Source organism: [Actinomadura] parvosata subsp. kistnae, from assembly GCF_900323885.1.
Lineage (GTDB): Bacteria > Actinomycetota > Actinomycetes > Streptosporangiales > Streptosporangiaceae > Nonomuraea > Nonomuraea composti.
This window is the reverse complement of sequence record NZ_OOHJ01000032.1, coordinates 80,434-95,574: the sequence shown is the minus strand read 5'-3', so window position 1 is coordinate 95,574 and position 15,141 is coordinate 80,434. Positions and strand designations below refer to the sequence as shown.

At 69.3% G+C, this 15,141-nt stretch carries 14 protein-coding genes; 11 read left to right on the top strand and 3 right to left on the bottom strand.

Going from position 1 to position 15,141, the window contains the following annotated elements; translation table 11 throughout:
- Nucleotides 1–97 precede the first annotated feature (97 nt).
- The gene (locus KIS93_RS60910) at nucleotides 98–3,001 is read left to right on the top strand and encodes an ATP-binding protein (protein WP_080038439.1); all 2,904 of its coding nucleotides are present in this window, start codon (nucleotides 98–100) and stop codon (nucleotides 2,999–3,001) included.
- A 3-nt stretch (nucleotides 3,002–3,004) separates the two neighbouring features.
- On the opposite strand, the gene KIS93_RS60905 is transcribed toward KIS93_RS60910, so the two are convergent.
- Nucleotides 3,005–3,589 (bottom strand): TetR/AcrR family transcriptional regulator, encoded by a 585-nt coding sequence (locus KIS93_RS60905; protein ID WP_080046698.1) that lies wholly within the window; start codon nucleotides 3,587–3,589, stop codon nucleotides 3,005–3,007.
- Nucleotides 3,590–3,681: 92 nt separating this feature from the next.
- Here KIS93_RS60905 and KIS93_RS60900 point away from each other — a divergent pair, with 92 nt between their 5' ends.
- Nucleotides 3,682–4,494 (top strand): SDR family oxidoreductase, encoded by an 813-nt coding sequence (locus KIS93_RS60900; protein ID WP_080038440.1) that lies wholly within the window; start codon nucleotides 3,682–3,684, stop codon nucleotides 4,492–4,494.
- A gap of 113 nt (nucleotides 4,495–4,607) precedes the next feature.
- On the opposite strand, the gene KIS93_RS60895 is transcribed toward KIS93_RS60900, so the two are convergent.
- Entirely contained in the window at nucleotides 4,608–5,426 is an 819-nt protein-coding gene (locus KIS93_RS60895) for a carotenoid biosynthesis protein (protein WP_080038441.1), read from the bottom strand.
- The gene (locus KIS93_RS60890; protein WP_080038442.1) at nucleotides 5,423–5,899 is read right to left on the bottom strand and encodes a hypothetical protein; all 477 of its coding nucleotides are present in this window, start codon (nucleotides 5,897–5,899) and stop codon (nucleotides 5,423–5,425) included. Before KIS93_RS60890 ends, KIS93_RS60895 begins: the two co-directional genes overlap by 4 nt.
- 142 nt (nucleotides 5,900–6,041) lie before the next feature.
- On the opposite strand from KIS93_RS60890, the gene KIS93_RS60885 reads away from it, so the two are divergent.
- The 9 genes from KIS93_RS60885 to KIS93_RS60845 all read left to right on the top strand — a co-directional run bounded on the left by KIS93_RS60885 (nucleotide 6,042) and on the right by KIS93_RS60845 (nucleotide 15,135).
- Nucleotides 6,042–6,788, top strand: coding sequence for an SDR family oxidoreductase (locus KIS93_RS60885; RefSeq protein WP_080038443.1), 747 nt, complete (start codon nucleotides 6,042–6,044; stop codon nucleotides 6,786–6,788).
- 214 nt (nucleotides 6,789–7,002) lie between these two features.
- Complete coding sequence (locus KIS93_RS68200; RefSeq protein ID WP_080038444.1) at nucleotides 7,003–7,662, top strand: alpha/beta hydrolase fold domain-containing protein; 660 nt, start codon at nucleotides 7,003–7,005, stop codon at nucleotides 7,660–7,662.
- A gap of 272 nt (nucleotides 7,663–7,934) precedes the next feature.
- Nucleotides 7,935–8,834 carry an LLM class flavin-dependent oxidoreductase gene (locus KIS93_RS60875; protein WP_186405149.1) on the top strand — a complete coding sequence of 300 codons (900 nt, stop codon included), beginning with the start codon at nucleotides 7,935–7,937 and terminating at the stop codon, nucleotides 8,832–8,834.
- Nucleotides 8,831–10,135 carry an FAD-binding oxidoreductase gene (locus tag KIS93_RS60870; RefSeq protein WP_080038445.1) on the top strand — a complete coding sequence of 435 codons (1,305 nt, stop codon included), beginning with the start codon at nucleotides 8,831–8,833 and terminating at the stop codon, nucleotides 10,133–10,135. The genes KIS93_RS60875 and KIS93_RS60870 overlap by 4 nt, the downstream gene beginning before the upstream one ends.
- Before the next feature lie 73 nt (nucleotides 10,136–10,208).
- The gene (locus KIS93_RS60865; RefSeq protein ID WP_186405148.1) at nucleotides 10,209–10,625 is read left to right on the top strand and encodes an STAS domain-containing protein; all 417 of its coding nucleotides are present in this window, start codon (nucleotides 10,209–10,211) and stop codon (nucleotides 10,623–10,625) included.
- 81 nt (nucleotides 10,626–10,706) lie between these two features.
- The gene (locus KIS93_RS60860; RefSeq protein WP_281262023.1) at nucleotides 10,707–11,003 is read left to right on the top strand and encodes a WhiB family transcriptional regulator; all 297 of its coding nucleotides are present in this window, start codon (nucleotides 10,707–10,709) and stop codon (nucleotides 11,001–11,003) included.
- 90 nt (nucleotides 11,004–11,093) lie between these two features.
- Nucleotides 11,094–11,549, top strand: coding sequence for a MerR family transcriptional regulator (locus KIS93_RS60855; protein ID WP_080046702.1), 456 nt, complete (start codon nucleotides 11,094–11,096; stop codon nucleotides 11,547–11,549).
- 15 nt (nucleotides 11,550–11,564) lie between these two features.
- Entirely contained in the window at nucleotides 11,565–12,668 is a 1,104-nt protein-coding gene (locus KIS93_RS60850) for an SDR family oxidoreductase (protein WP_080038446.1), read from the top strand.
- A 1,369-nt stretch (nucleotides 12,669–14,037) separates the two neighbouring features.
- Complete coding sequence (locus KIS93_RS60845; protein WP_222108160.1) at nucleotides 14,038–15,135, top strand: IS630 family transposase; 1,098 nt, start codon at nucleotides 14,038–14,040, stop codon at nucleotides 15,133–15,135.
- Nucleotides 15,136–15,141 lie beyond the last annotated feature (6 nt).

Genomic DNA, 15,141 nt, shown 5'->3' with positions numbered 1-15,141 from the left:
CGTGCTTGGTTGCATGGGCCTGTGAAACCCGCGCAACGCGCGGCCTGTCCGGCCGGCGGTTCGCGGTCGGATGCCCAGGGGGAGAGGGGAAGCGGGCATGCTTGTCGAGTCAGCCTTCGGTCACATCGGTGGTGTCGGCGCGAGACCCGTTCATCATGGGGGCGGCGCCGACGTACCGTGGCGGGACCTTTTCCGCCGCCGCTCCGCGGGAGGCTTGCGCCGCCGGGACGCGAGCGCTGGACGGCGCGGCAATGTGCTGCTGGGACGGCAGGCCGAGTGCGACGCGCTCGACCGGCTCCTCTCGGCGGTCCGCGTCGGTGAGAGCCGGTCGCTGCTGGTCCACGGTGAGGCGGGAGCGGGCAAGTCGGCGCTCCTGGAATACGCGCGCGACAGCGTGTCCGGCGCCCGCATCGCCACAGCCGCGGGCACCGTGGCGGAAAGGGAGCTGACCTTCGGCGGGCTGCATCAGTTGTGCGCCCCATTCCTGGATCGTCTGCCTCGCCTGCCGGAGCCGCAGCGCGATGCTCTCGGCACGGCGTTCGGCCTCAGCGCGGGAGCCGCACCGGACCGCTTCCTGGTCGGGCTCGCCGTACTCGGCTTGTTCGCTGACGTGGCCGAGAAGGAGCCGCTGGTCTGCCTCGTCGACGACGCTCAGTGGCTCGACCGGGTTTCCCTGCAGACCCTCGCCTTCGTCGCGCGACGCCTGCCCGCCGGGCCGGTCGGGTTGATACTGGCGATGCGTGAGCCGTTCCTCCCCACCGATTGGGTGGGGTTGCCGCAGCTCGAAGTGGGCGGACTGAGTGACAGCGACGCTCGCGCCCTGCTCGGCTCGGTGACGCCCGGGCGGCTTGACGAGCAGGTACGCGACCGGATCATCGCCGAGACGCGGGGAAATCCGCTGGCGCTCCTCGATCCGTTTCCAGGATCGACGCCGGCAGAGCAGGCGGGCGGGTTCGGGTGGCCTGACGCGCGGCCATTGGTGAACCGGATCGAGCCGGACTTCCTGCAGTGCGTCGAGGCGCTGCCGGCAGAGACACGGCAACTGCTGCTCATCGCGGCGGCAGAGCCGACAGGCGACGTGGCCTTGCTGACGCGCGCGGCGGAGCTGATGGGCATCGAAGCGGCCGCCGGGACGCCGGCCGAAGGCGCGGGGCTGATCACCATCGGCACCTTGGTGCGCTTCCGGCATCCCCTGGTGCGCTCGGCGGTCTACCGCATGGCGACCCCGGAGAACCGTCGAAACGCGCATCGTGCGCTGGCTGACGCCATCGATCTGCACGGCGACCGGGCACGTCGCGCATGGCATCTGGCCAACGCCACAGCCGGCCTCGACGAGATCGTGGCTGCCGAGCTGGAGCACTCCGCCGACCGGGCACAGACGCGTGGCGGACTCGCCGCGGCAGCCGCGTTCCTCGAGCGAGCGGCCCAGCTGACACCCGATCCCGCCCGCCGCGGAACCAGAGCATTGACAGCGGCACGGGCGAAGTACCGGGCCGGTGGGTACGACGCCGCGCTCGACCTGCTGGACGCGGCGGAGCTCAGCCCCTTGGACGAACGCGGACTCGCCCACTCCAACCTGTTGCGAGCCCAGATCGTCTTCGCCTCCACCAGCGCCGACGCCGCCCTGCCGCTGCTGTACCAGGCCGGCAAGCGCCTTGAGCCGCTGGACCCCGGGCTGGCTCGCGCAACCTACCGTGACGCACTGAGCGCGGCCACGATGGCCGGCCGTCCGACGAGCGGCGCGCAGGTGGCGGACGTCGCCTTGGCAGTGCTCGCCGCACCGCCGGGGCCGCCACCGGAGCGTCATGAGGCGCTGCTGAGTGGCGTGGCCATGGTGGCCACGAAAGGCTACTCGGAGGGCGTGCCAGTGGTGCGGCAGACCCTGGACGCCTTCCGCGTCGAAGGGATCCCAGGGGAAGAGGGTCTTGGCTGGCTCTCGTTCGCGTGTCACATGGCCCCCCTTGTCTGGGACTTCGACAACTGGTCGGCGCTCTCAGCGAAGCTCGTCGAGCTGGCGCGTGAGACGGGCGCTCTGTCGGTGCTGCCATCGGCTCTCCACATGCTCGTGGCGAATCGGGCCGCCGCCGGCGAGCTCGCCGCGGCCGAGAGGCTGCTCGCCGAGGCGGTGACGATCGGCGAGGCGACAGGCAGCCGTTTCCTCGCCCAGTACACGGCCCTGGTGCTGGAGCCCTGGAAGGGCCGGGAAACCGCGACCCGTCACGTGATCGAAGCGGTCATGCGAGAGGTGGCTCCGCAAGGGGAAGGCGAGGTGGACATCGCCGCCCAATGGGCGAGCGCGGTGCTCTACAACGGTCTCGGCCGCTACGAGGAGGCGTACGGCGCGGCGGAGCGAGGCTCCAGGCATGCACAGGAGCTCGCGAGCCCGGCCATCGGCTCCTTGATCGAGCTCGTCGAGGCGGCGGCTCGGAGCGGAAGGCCGGCCCGCGCCGCCGACGCAGCCCGGAGAATCGATGAGATGGCGCAGGCGAGTGGCACCGGCTGGGCACTCGGCACCTCGGCGAGCATGCGTGCCCAGGTGAGCGACGGCCCGGCCGCCGAGACTCTCTACCGTGAGGCGATCGAGCGGCTCGAACGCACCGGGGCCCGGATGACGCTCGCCCGCAGCCGGCTGCTCTACGGTGAGTGGCTGCGCCGCGAGAACCGCCGCATGGACGCACGTGAGCACCTGGGCGTCGCCTACGAGACGTTCAGCCAGATGGGGGCCGAGGCGTTCACGGAACGTGCGCGGCGCGAGCTTCAGGCCACCGGTGAGAAGGTCGGCAAGCGCACCGCCGAGGTGCGGGTCACTCTCACCACCCAGGAAGTCCAGATAGCGCGTCTGGCCGGTGAAGGGCTGACGAACCTCCAGATCGGCTCCCAGCTCTTCATCAGCCCGCGCACCGTCGAATGGCACCTGCGCAAGGTGTTCGGCAAGCTCGGCATCGTGTCCCGCAAACAGCTTCGCGCCACGCTGCTCGACGGCGCGGCGTCCATGTCCTGACGTCTAGCCGGTGGCCGTCCGGTCCTCAAGGACGAGATGGATCGCGGTGCCCATGCGCTCGTTGAATTCCTCGCGGCCGGTGACCTGATGTTTCCATCCCGTCGCGGTCGCGTGCAGGACGGTCGCGACCGCCTCAGGAGTGCCGTGCTCGGCGCGGATCGCATCGGCCTGCCGCTCGATGGCCTTGGCGACCAGCAGGTCGAAACGGGCGGCGTACTCCGCGAGCAAGCCTCCCATGGGGGCCGCGCTCGTCTCGATGAGCACGCCGACGTCCGAGACCCCGGGCTCGATGTAACGGCCGAGCCATCGGTCGAACGCCGCCACCAGACGCTCCCGCAGCGACAGGTGCGGTGCCGACAGCGCATCGGTGACCGCGGCGATGCCTTGCCGCAGTTCGTGCTCCACCGTGGCGCGGAACAACTCCTCCTTGGTGGCGAACAGGAAGTACAGCCCCGGACGCGAGATGTCCGCAGCGCGGGCGACCTCGTCCATCGACGCCTTGCGGAAGCCGTAGCGGGCGAAGACCTGCAGGGCCGCAGTCAGGACGTGCTCGCGGCGTTGCGGATCGCCGGGACTGCGGGTGGCCATGGCGTCCATGGTACGAGAAGTGCCACAGGCTAGACATACTAAGCTTCCTATACACTCTTTGTGTAATTTGTATAGTTCCTGCGGAGCATTCGATGACCAAGACCGTTCTCATCACGGGAACCTCGACCGGCATGGGCCGCGAGCTGGCTCTTCAGTTCTCCCGCCGCGGCTGGAACGTCGCCGCGACCCTGCGCGACCCGACGAAGGCGGACCCGTCTTTCGCCGGGCTCCCGCAGTTCCTCGTGCTGCCCCTCGACGTCACCACGCCCGAGACCATTCGCACCGCCGTCGCCGAGACCACTGAGCGGTTCGGCGGGATCGACGTGCTGGTCAACAACGCCGGCTTCGCTCAGATGGGCACCCTGGAAGAGGTCTCCGTCGAGCAGTGGCGCACCCAGTACGAGACCAACGTGTTCGGCGTGGTGAACGTCATCCAGGCCGTCCTCCCTCAGATGCGGGAGCGACGGGCGGGCCACATCCTCATCACTTCCTCCATGGGCGGCCACGTCAGCCTGCCGACCATGTCCGCCTACACCAGCTCGAAGTTCGCCGTCGAAGGCATCGGCGAAGGGCTGGCGAAAGAGATCGCCCCGCTGGGCATCCACGTGACGATCATCGAGCCGGCCGGGTTCACCACTCCGTTCTTCCAGAACCTCCGCCAAGCGGCGCGGACGCTCGACGACTACGAGCCGGCGCGGGCGGCCATGGCGGCCTTCGCGAAGACTTCGGTGCGCGGCGACCTGGAGAAGGCGATGTCGGCCGTGGCCGACATCGCCGGAAGCGAACAGCCTCCGTTGCGCCTCGCCGTTGGAGGCGGCTTCGGTCTCGCCATGGTCCAAGGCAAGATCGCGGATCTGGAGGAGAACTACGCCGCCTGGAAGGAGGTCACACTGGCCACCGGCTGACCTGCCGCTGGGCACTCTGCGGCGGCGGCACGGCACCGTCAAAGGAACGGACGCGGCGGCGTATGGCGGGCACCGGCCGACCGGCTCGGCATGCTCGGCACGGCGCGGATGCTCTACCTGCGCCGGTTCCGGACGGCCGATCGGAGAGCGAGCAGGGCCAAGGGCAGAACGGCGAACAGGTTGATCACCATCATGGTCTCCGCCAGGGCCTGGTGGCTCCACACCGCTCCGGACGGGTCGGTCACCGCCATGTCCTCGGCGGCCAGGAAAGAGGACACCGCGTTCAGGGCGAGTGCCCCGTACACGACCGGCGCCGGCGCCTGGGGCGTCTCCCGGACCACCGCCTGGCGGCGACGCAAGTAGATCGCGAAAACCTGGAAGAACAGGTAGGTGACCAGCCACCAGCCCAGATAGTTGGTGAACGGCACGCCGAAGACGCCGCCGCCGCGCTCCCACTCCCAGACGTGGTTCACGGTCGAGGCGATGGAGTCGCTGCCCAGGTCGAACACCGTCATCAGCACCGCGGCCAGGGCCGGCACCCCGAAGAGGTCCATGGTCCGGCGCCTGTCACCGGCGAGCAGCAGTTCGGCCACGCGCCAGCAGAGATAGCCGAGGCCGAAATACACCGGGCCGATGTAGATCGGCACGTGGATGAGTTGCGGGCCACCGGTGTAGTGATAGTGGCCGAACGGGAACCCGGTCCCGACGCTCAGGTTCTCGAAGAAGTTGCTGATCAGGAGCGTTTCGGCGGCGAAGAAGAGCAGCGTCCCCCAGCCGTACCGCCGGATGCCGTCGATGAGCGCGATCGGCACCGCCAGGAGCAGCACCGGAAGGATGGCCGCCGCTCCCGTGGCGACGAGCGGCAGCACCACTGCCAGCACCACCGCGGCGGCGGCGAGGATCCACGTGGTGGCGGTCCAGAAGGTTCTCATACCGGCTCTTGATCGGAAACGTCGCGGCGGGTCACGGCCTCCGTGCGGGTGGTCGCGGCGGACTCCGCGCGGTGCACGCGCCAGCCGACACAGAGGAACACGAGGGCGAGTGCCACCTCCAGGCCGAGCCCGGTGCCCACTCCGACGGCCTCGAGGAAGGAGAAGTGGTCGAAGTGCCGGATGTGGAAGGTGAAGTGGGTGGCCGCATAGATGAGGTAGCCGATGAGCGCTGACAGGACGACCTTGCTGTCGAGCACCCAGGCGGCGAAGTACAGCATGGCGGTCAGCGCGAGCCCGAGGCCCCCGACGTCGGAGATCAGGTGCTCGTTGTACGGGGGATCGAGTCTCACCGTGGGGAAGTCGTCGTAGAAGGAGCGGGGGAAGACGTACTGCCAGACGGAGGCGACCGTCTGCAGCGCGGCCAGGGCGAGCAGCCCACCACGCAGCCACTTCTTGGCGGATCCAAAGTGCATACCCCTATGACCCCTGCCCTGACGTCTTTCGTGACATGGCACCCGAATGGGGACGGTGTGGTTCCGGCCGTGGAAGAGGTGTCACGAAATCTGTCACCCCGGTCGTCGTTCTCACGTACGGCGCCGAGAGACAGGAGTGGTCATGAAGATCGCAGTTGCCGGTGGGACCGGAATGACGGGGCGGCTCGTGGTGGAGGCACTGCGGGCGCGCGGGCACGCGCCCACGGTGCTGTCGCGCCGGCAGGGCGTCGATCTGCTGGACGGGTCCGGGTTGGATGCGGCACTGGCCGGGGTGGAGGCGGTCATCGACGTCAGCAACGTGACCACGCTCCGCAAGCCGGTGTCGGTGGACTTCTTCGACAGGGCGGGGCGACACCTCGTCGGAGCGGCTGAGCGAGCCGGGGTACGGCACCTCGTCACGCTGTCGATCGTGGGGGTCGATCGGGTAAGGAACCCGTACTACGCGGGCAAGCTCCGGCAGGAGGAGATCGTCCGGAGCGGCGCGGTGCCGTGGACCATTCTGCGGGCGACGCAGTTCCATGACTTCGCGGGTCAGGTGCTGAGCGGCGTGCCAGGGCCGATCGCGGTGGTGCCGGCGGCCCGGATCCAGCCCGTCGCCGTACGAGAAGTGGCCGAAGCCCTCGCCGGCCTCGCCCTCGAGGCGCCGCAGGAGATGGCGCCCGAGCTCGCCGGCCCGCGGGTCGAGTCGCTGGTCGACATGGCCCGGCGCCTCATCGCCGCGGGCGGCGCCCGCCGACGGCCGGTGCTGCCCCTGTACCTTCCCGGCGGGACGAGCAGTGGCCGCCTGCTTCCGACCGGCCCCGGTCCCCGCGGCACGCAGACGTTCGCCGACTGGCTCAGGGAGAAGACCTCCGCGACGCCCGCATGACCAGGCCCGCTACCACGTGACGACGGGATCCCTGGGTCCGGTGCTCCCCCAGGGAGTCCGCCAGTGCCTTCCCCGGGTTCGGGCGGAGTCGCGCGGTGACAGTCTGAAGATCGGCGGGGTGAGGGCCTGCCGGACGGAACCTCCGCGCCGCGCCCATGAGCCGCTCGCTTCCCTGTCCGGCTCATCACCATCTGATAGTGAAAGGGAGCTCCTCATGAGCAAGCACGTATTGGAGCCGGCGGCGCAAGAGATCGCCGACGCGACCTCCAAGCCGCCGTTCCTGTACGAGTTGGGGCCCGACGGCGCCCGCAAGGTGCTGGACGACCTGCAAGCGGCCCCGATCGACAAGCCCGGCGTCGACGACAAATGGATCACCGTGCCGGCCCGGGCCGGAGAGGTGCGGGTGCGCGCGAGCCTGGAGGACCTGGCCGGGCTGCCGCCCGCGTTCGTCATCGTGGACGAGAACGACGTGCTGCGCGACGAGGGCGAGGCGTATGCCCGTAAGCTCACCGCCGCCGGCGTGCCGACCACCAGCGTCCGCTACAACGGCATCATCCACGACTTCATGATGCTCAACCCGGTCCGCTCCACTCAGGCCGCCGGCGCCGCCGTCGCCCAGGCCGTCGCAGTGCTGAAGGCCGCCCTGCACACCGGCAAGGCCGGCATGCGGAAACCGGCGACGACGGCACCGTGCACGGCCGCGACGGCACCCCCGCCTACGGGAACATCGCCGCCTTCGACGTCGACCTCACCGACCACGACCTCGGCGCTGAGCAGGAACCGCGCACGGCGCGGCCAGGAAGAGTCCGCCATCGAGGCATATGGCCAGCGGCATGGTGCCCCTGACGGCGTACCGGCGGCGCGAACGTCGTGACGTTCGCGCATGTCAGCGCGGGATCTCCGAGCCCCAGGACTCCGACCCTGCCCGCATGTCGGCTCCCGCCACCCTTCCGAGTTCGGCGCGTTGACGAAGGGGTCGGTCAGCCAGACGGCACTGCGTCAGGCGGCCTGCCCAGTGGCGATCATCAACCTCCACCGTAGACCTACTCAATGACGCGCAGGTGGTGCGGCGACCGCGCCATGAAGACCACCCGAACGTGTCGTTCCTCCAAGGAGAACCATGAAACACCCCAGAAAGCTGCCATCGTGACCGACTACGGACACCCCATGAGCTTCGGGCTGAGTCTCGATCCCGACGCCGACGCGCTCACCCGGACCAGGCAGCTGGCCAGGGCCGCCGCGGACGGCGGCCTGGACTTCCTCGCCGTGCAGGACCACGCCTACCAGCCCGGTCACCTGGACGCCTGGACGCTGATCACACACCTCGCCACGCAGACCGAGCGCATCTCGTTCCTCACCGATGTCGCGGATCTGCAGCTGCGTCCGCCGGCCATGCTGGCCAACGCCGCAGCGTCGCTCGGCGTACTGGCCGAAGGCCGGATCATCCTCGGCGTCGGCGGCGGGGCGTTCGCCGACGCCATCGCCGGGATGGGCGGCGGACGGCGCACCGGCCGCGAGATGGTGGCCTACACCGAACAGGCGCTGCACATCATGCGCGCCGCGCTGACCGGTGGCGCCGTCCGGCTGCGCAGCGACCAGCACACGATCGAGGGCTACACCGCCGGCCCCGTCCCGGCGTCGCCCATCCCGCTGTGGCTCGGCAGCCAAGGGCCCCGGATGCTCGCCGTCACCGGCCGCTCCAGCGACGGCTGGATCTCGCCGCTCAACATCTACGTCCCCCCGGACGAGGTCCCCGCCAAACAGAAGATCATCGATGACGCCGCTCGCTCGGCCGGGCGCGACCCGGCGGCGGTCCGCCGGGTCTACAACGTGATCGGCGTGATCGGCGATGTGCGGGGCGGCCGCGGCCTGGTCGGCGACGTGCGGCTCTGGACGGAGACGCTCGCCAGGTGGGCGACCGAGCTGGGTTTCGACACGTTCGTCTTCTGGCCGATGACCGCACCGCTGTCCCAGCTCGAGGTGTTCGCGGCCGAGGTCGTCCCCGCCGTCCGGGAGCGAGTCGGCCAGATCCGGGGACGACGATGACGCCGAAGCCGTTCACGGTTCCGCCCGAGCTGGAAGGCAGAATCGTCACCCCTGGGGACGCGCGATATCGCCTCCTGAGCTCCACGTACACCACGATGGCCGAGCCCGCGGCCGTCCTGATTCCCGAAAGCGCCCGCGAGGTCGTCGCAGCGTTGCGCTTCGCCCGCGAGCAGGGCCTGCCGCTGAGCGTGCGCAGCGGAGGGCACGGCTTGTCCGGGCGTTCCTCCAACAACGGCGGCGTGGTCATCGACCTGTCGGCGCTGAACCGCATCGAGGTGCTCGATCGCGAGGCGCGGCTCGTCCGGGTGGAGGCCGGCGCCCGCTGGGCCACGGTCGCGCAGGCTCTGGCGCCGCACGGGCTGGCGATCAGCTCGGGTGATCACGGCAACGTGGGTGTCGGCGGCCTGGCCACCGGAGGCGGCATCGGCTGGCTGGCCCGCCGCTACGGACTGACCATCGACCACATCCGCGCGGCGGAGGTGGTCCTGGCCGACGGCACGACCGTGCGGACCGACGCGGAGCACGAGCCGGACCTGCTGTGGGCGGTTCGCGGCGCCGGGTCCGGGGCCGGCATCGTGGTGGCGTTCGAGATCGAGGCAATGGAGCTGCGCGAGGTCGGATACGCGCAGATCGTCGTGCGGATCGACCGGGACGGCCACGCGCTGCGGCAATGGGCCGAGCACATGGCGTCCGCCACCCGCGACTTGACCACTGCCGTCACTCTCCAGTCTCATGGCTCGGCTCTGATCGCCGCCATCACCGCCGTCGTCGCCGATGCGGACGAGCCTCGCCTGCGGGCAGCGGTCGAACCGCTGCTGAAGATCGGCACCGGGTTGCTCGACCTGCACGCGCAGCTGGCTCCGTACCCCGCTCTGGTCTCCACCGCGCACCTGCACCCCAACACCGGCCAGCAGCCCAGCACGACCACCAACGGCCTGCTCACGGCCATGACCGACGATGACGCCGCGGCCCTCACGGCCACCGCGACCCTGCCCGCGCACCCTTTGGTCCAGCTGCGCTCGGTGGGCGGTGCGGTCAACGACGTCCCGGCCGACGCGACCGCCTATCCGCACCGGCATCAGAACACCCTGGTCATCGTCTCGACGTTCCCGCCGCACGGTGGCGTGGAACTCGACGCCGCCTGGCACCCGCTGGCCGGACGAGTCGACGGAGCGTACACGGGCTTCGAGAGCCGCCCCGGCCCGGAGGCCTTCTCGCGTATCTACCCCGGTGCGACAGGCGAACGCGTCATCGGCTTGTGGGACCGCTACGACCCCGACCGCATCTTGCGCGCCTTCTGAGCCGCACATGCGAATCCTGTTCACGGCGCGGCCATGGCCGACGGACGCCACGCGGAAGCACCCTGGTGCACACATGGATGCCTCCAGCCAGTACAACCCTCCGACCGGCCCGGCGAGGGCCTCCGTCACCACGATCACGCTCAGCCATCGGCATCTGCCCGGCACGATCGTGATCGCGGTCGGCGGCGAGGTCGACCTTGCCGTCAGCGGCCGGCTGGCCGACTACGTCCATGGTGTGCGCCGGCCCGGCGACCATGTGGTCTTCGACCTGACCCGCCTGCTGTTCCTGGACTGTTCCGGTCTGCGGGTGCTGATCGCCAGCGCTCGGCAGGCGGCCGCGGACGACGCGGTGGTACTCCTGGCGGGGGCGCATGGCGTACCCGCCAGGCTGCTGCACATTGTCCGGATGCACTCGCTCCTGCCCATGGTCGGCACGGTCGAGCAGGCCCTCACCGCCCTGCCCATCACCGCCTGCCCAGGGACGAGGTGAACCCTGGCGGCCAGTACGGCTCTCCGGCAGCTCGCCCGCGCACCCCGCACGAATCACACCCACGCATGACAGGCGGCCACCATGACGCTGCAGCAAACTCGCCACGATCACGCTCCACGCCCACCCCTGCGCTGGATGAACCGCGCCGCCTGCCAGGATGCCGATCCCGGCCTCTTCTTCCCGATCACCGGGGAGGCCGCGCAACAGGGCCCGGCCGACGATCAGGCACGACGCATCTGCCAGGCCTGCCCCGTACAGCCGGCCTGTCTCGACTGGGCCCTGCGCACCGGCGAACCGGACGGCCTGTGGGGCGGTACCACCCCGGCGGAACGCCGGCGGCTACGCGCCCGCCGGCAACAGGCTCCGGCCACGGCATGACCGTCCGCCGGGACCACCCCACACGCCCCCGCCGACGCGCCCGGACCGGGCGTTTGACTTGAAGCGCTTGAGGTGATGCAGGCTGTGGACATGGCAACGACGGGGAAGAGCACAACCGTCTCCGCGGTGTCGATTCAGGACGTCTCTCGGGTGAGTGGCCTGTCGGAACCGACGCTGCGTTACTACGAGAAGATCGGCCTGATCGGCCCGGTACCTCGAGACGAGAGCAGCGGCCACCGGCGCTACGACAGCAGGGCCGTCGAGACGATCGAGGCGCTGAGCTGCCTGCGAGCGGCCGGGATGAGCGTGCAGGACATGCGCGCCTACCTCCGGTACCTGGATGGCGCCGAGGGCAACGCGGCCGACATGCGGGATCTGTTCCTGAGGAACGCCGAGCGGGTGGCGCGGGAAATCGAGCACATGCAGGTTCGGCTGCGCTACCTGCAGCTCAAGGCCGACTTGTGGGCCGCCCGCCAGGACGGCGACACCGCCAGGGAACGCCAGGTCGTGCAGGACATCACCAGCACCATTGCTGACCTTCGATAAAGAAAGAAGAACAACATGTCCCACAGTACGGGCCTTCAGCAGGCCGAAGGGCCAGGCGACGGAGAGCTGGTTCTGGTGACCGGAGGTAACGGTTATCTGGGGTCGCATGTGATCAGCTCCTTGCTGCGGGCCGGTTACCGGGTGCGCACGACGGTGCGGTCGCTGGAACGGGCCGGCCAGATCCGTGCGACAGCGGCCGGTGCCGGTCCCGATCCCGGGGAACGGCTGGAAGTCGTCCAGGCCGATCTGAACGCCGACGAGGGCTGGCACGAGGCGGCGCGGAACTGCACCTACGTCCTCCACGTGGCCTCGCCCTTCCCGGCGGGGCAGCCGCGGCACGAGGACGAGGTGATCGTCCCCGCTCGTGACGGCGCGCTGCGCGTCCTGCGGGCGGCACGGGACCAGGGTGTCGAGCGGGTGGTGATGACGTCGTCCTTCGCCGCCATCGGCTACACCCGCAAGCCGGGCGACGAGTACGACGAGAACGACTGGACCGACCCTGACGACGACCTCACCCCGTACATCAAGTCCAAGACCGTCGCCGAGCGGGCAGCATGGAACTTTATGCAGACCCAGGGCGGTGACCTGGACTTGACAGTGATCGCGCCCACCGGCATCTTCGGCCCGGTCCTCAACGACCACCTGGCCGTCTCCGTGGCCTTCGTCAAGGCGATGATCGAGGGAGCACTCGCGGTCGTGCCGCCGCAGTACTTCGGCGTGGCGGACGTCCGTGACGTGGCCGACGTCCATGTGCGGGCGATGACCTCCCCGGAGGCCGCAGGGGAGCGGTTCCTCGTCAGCAGCGGTGAGGCGATCAGCTTCCTGCGGATAGCGAACATCCTCACCGAGCACCTGGGCGAGCGCGCCGCCCGGGTACCCGTCCGGGAGCTGACCGCGGAGCAACTGCGCGAAGCCGCGCGCACCAATCCTGCCCTTCGGGAGGCTCTCACCCAACTGGGCAAGATCCCCGCCCTGCGCACCGACAAGGCCCGCAAGCTGCTCGGCTGGCAGCCACGCGACGTGGTCACCACCATCGTCGACACCGCCGAGAGCCTCTTCCGGCACGGGCTGATCGACGGTCAACCGGCTCCTCGGCCGGCGGCGCACGATCAGGCCTGATCCGGCAGGCGTCCGGAAGCTCGCTCTTCCCGATCCTTTTTTGCTCCTGCCGGGGCGACTCCTCATCGCCCGCCGTGGTGGCATCACCGCACCGCCGAGGCCGACGTTCGACGCCACCAAGGCGAGGCGGACCACACTCCGCGCAGCAGCGGCCGTTGGACACGGGGCGGCAGGCCATGCCGCAAGGCCTTGGCGGGTGTGCTCCACCCAGCCGACTTGCGCAGAGCCGCCGGGTCGGCGAGCGACGCTCGACAGCGGCCGCTTGGCTGCGAGGTGCTGGCAGGCGTCCTCGACCCACTTGTGCAAGCCGACGAGGGCGATCTGGCAAGACAGCGGATTCGTCTTCACTGACGAGCCCGGCCGCCCGCTGTGTCCCTGATGTCGGTCGCCAGGGTCGACTTGACGATCGTGCAGGAGAGGCTCGGGCATGCTTCCCCACCTTCACGCGCGACACCTACACCAGCGTCTACCCGGAGGTGGCGCGCGGCCGCCGAACTCCATTCGGGCCGTCAACGGCGGTCACAATCACATGCACGGCCGCGCGCTGAAGGCGTTCTACGACAAATACCATGTCGCCACCCATCACGCGCCCTTCCTAAGAAAAGTCAGTGGGACCTGCCGATCGAACACGGTCTGGGATCGTGGTTCAGCTGCCAATGGGTGGACACAGCAGACGGCGCCGAGATCGCCCGGTGGGAGAGCACTCGACCGGCTGGTCCGCCATCCTCACCATCAGCGGCGTATTGCCGCCGCACCTGATAGAGGCGCTGAGCGCTGAAGGACAGCGCGTACTGGAGGCCTATTTCGTGGAAGAAGCTGATCCCGGCAAACTGATGTACACGCATGACAGCGAATACGTCGGAGACGTATTCCCTCCATCCACGTCTGGAGGATGGACGGAGGTCCCTGAGTTCGAGGCGCACGCGAGCGGACTGGAGCTCAGCGGCGAGCTCAGCGACGCTGAACTCTTCGACCGCGGGCCTGGTTCGCGTCAACGCGAATCCTGTACCACGTTCCACAAGGAGCATGGCGTTGATGGACGCGTGGATGCCTTTCTCCGGCAAGGCCGCCATCCAGGAGATGCAGCAGCGCGTCACGTCCGAGGTACTTCACCAGTGAGGACGCGCGCGCCCGCCCCGGCGACGCCATCAGGAGGGAGACGACATGACCTCACTCGCCGAGCCGCACGCCACCTCGGCGCGAGGCGTGCGATCGGTCGAATCTCATCGGGTCACACCTTGTCGTCGGAAAGCAGCGCCGGCTCGGTGATCAGCGAGTTGCTAGTGGCCTGTCCCGGAACGTTGAACGGGTAATTGATCTCGGGTGGTGAACCCGTAAGGCTGGCTGCCTCTGAAGCTGGGAGATAGTTGTGGCTCGTCCACCGGATGTGTTCGTCCGGCCTTTGTCGATGGAGGAGGGCCGGAAGATTCAGCGCATCACCCGGACCGCGAAGGACCCGGTCAAACTGCGCCGGGCGATCGTGGTGATGATGTCCGTCCAAGGCCAGAGCGTGCCGGATATCACCTCGCTGATGCAGGTCGGCGAGGATTATGTGCGCGATGTCATCCACGCCTTCAACGAGCGGGGGTTGGATGCGCTGGACCTAAAATGGAGCGGGGGCCGGCCGGCGGTGATCAGTGAGCAGACGCGCAAGCACATCTGCCTGATCGCCCGGACGGTCCCCGCCGAATGGGGTATCACCGGCCAGTCCACCTGGAGTCTGCGTACCCTGGCCGAGCACCTGATCGCCCGCGGTGTGGTGGCCACGCTCAGCCGCGAGCACCTGCGGCGCATCCTGCGCAAGGGCGGCGTGAGCTGGCAGACCACCACGACCTGGAAGGCGTCTAACGACCCGCAGTTCATCGCCAAGATGCAGCGCGTGCTGGAGTTATACGATCACCCGCCCACCGATGGGAGGGTGATCTGCGTCGATGAGTTCGGCCCGCTGAACCTGATGCCCCGCCCGGGCAAGCGGTGGCGAGCGGCGAAAAGCCCGGCCCGGCTGCGCGCCACCTACCACCGCTATCCCGGCGTGATGCAGATGATCGCCGCACTCGATCTGGCCACCGGCCGGCTGTACTACCGCATCCGCAAGCGCAAGCGGTGGCGCGAGTTCTTGTCCTTCCTCAAGACTCTGCGCTCGCGGTGGCCCGGCGAGAGGCTGTATGTGATCATGGACAACTACTCGCCGCACAAGCATCCCCAAGTCCGCTCCTGGGCCGCCGGGCACGACATCGAGCTGGTGTTCCTGCCCACCTACGGCTCGTGGCTGAACTGGATCGAATCCGAGTTCGCCGCACTGCGCTACTACGCCCTCAATGGCACCGACCACCGCGCCCACACCGAGCAGAACGCGGCAATCGGCGGCTACGTCCGCTGGCGCAACGCCCGCGCCCGACCCAAGACCAGCTTCGCCGCCAGCTCACCCCTCCGAAGCTGGACCAGTTACCCGGCCAAGGTTGCGTGACAGGCC

Coding starts and splice junctions, on each gene's coding strand:
- KIS93_RS60905 (WP_080046698.1), bottom strand. CDS start 3,589: ATGGCCACCCGCAGTCCCGGCGATCCGCAACGCCGCGAGCACGTCCTG.
- KIS93_RS60860 (WP_281262023.1), top strand. CDS start 10,707: ATGACGCTGCAGCAAACTCGCCACGATCACGCTCCACGCCCACCCCTG.
- KIS93_RS60900 (WP_080038440.1), top strand. CDS start 3,682: ATGACCAAGACCGTTCTCATCACGGGAACCTCGACCGGCATGGGCCGC.
- KIS93_RS60910 (WP_080038439.1), top strand. CDS start 98: ATGCTTGTCGAGTCAGCCTTCGGTCACATCGGTGGTGTCGGCGCGAGA.
- KIS93_RS60855 (WP_080046702.1), top strand. CDS start 11,094: ATGGCAACGACGGGGAAGAGCACAACCGTCTCCGCGGTGTCGATTCAG.
- KIS93_RS60870 (WP_080038445.1), top strand. CDS start 8,831: ATGACGCCGAAGCCGTTCACGGTTCCGCCCGAGCTGGAAGGCAGAATC.
- KIS93_RS60865 (WP_186405148.1), top strand. CDS start 10,209: ATGGATGCCTCCAGCCAGTACAACCCTCCGACCGGCCCGGCGAGGGCC.
- KIS93_RS60885 (WP_080038443.1), top strand. CDS start 6,042: ATGAAGATCGCAGTTGCCGGTGGGACCGGAATGACGGGGCGGCTCGTG.
- KIS93_RS60895 (WP_080038441.1), bottom strand. CDS start 5,426: ATGAGAACCTTCTGGACCGCCACCACGTGGATCCTCGCCGCCGCCGCG.
- KIS93_RS60850 (WP_080038446.1), top strand. CDS start 11,565: ATGTCCCACAGTACGGGCCTTCAGCAGGCCGAAGGGCCAGGCGACGGA.
- KIS93_RS68200 (WP_080038444.1), top strand. CDS start 7,003: ATGAGCAAGCACGTATTGGAGCCGGCGGCGCAAGAGATCGCCGACGCG.
- KIS93_RS60890 (WP_080038442.1), bottom strand. CDS start 5,899: ATGCACTTTGGATCCGCCAAGAAGTGGCTGCGTGGTGGGCTGCTCGCC.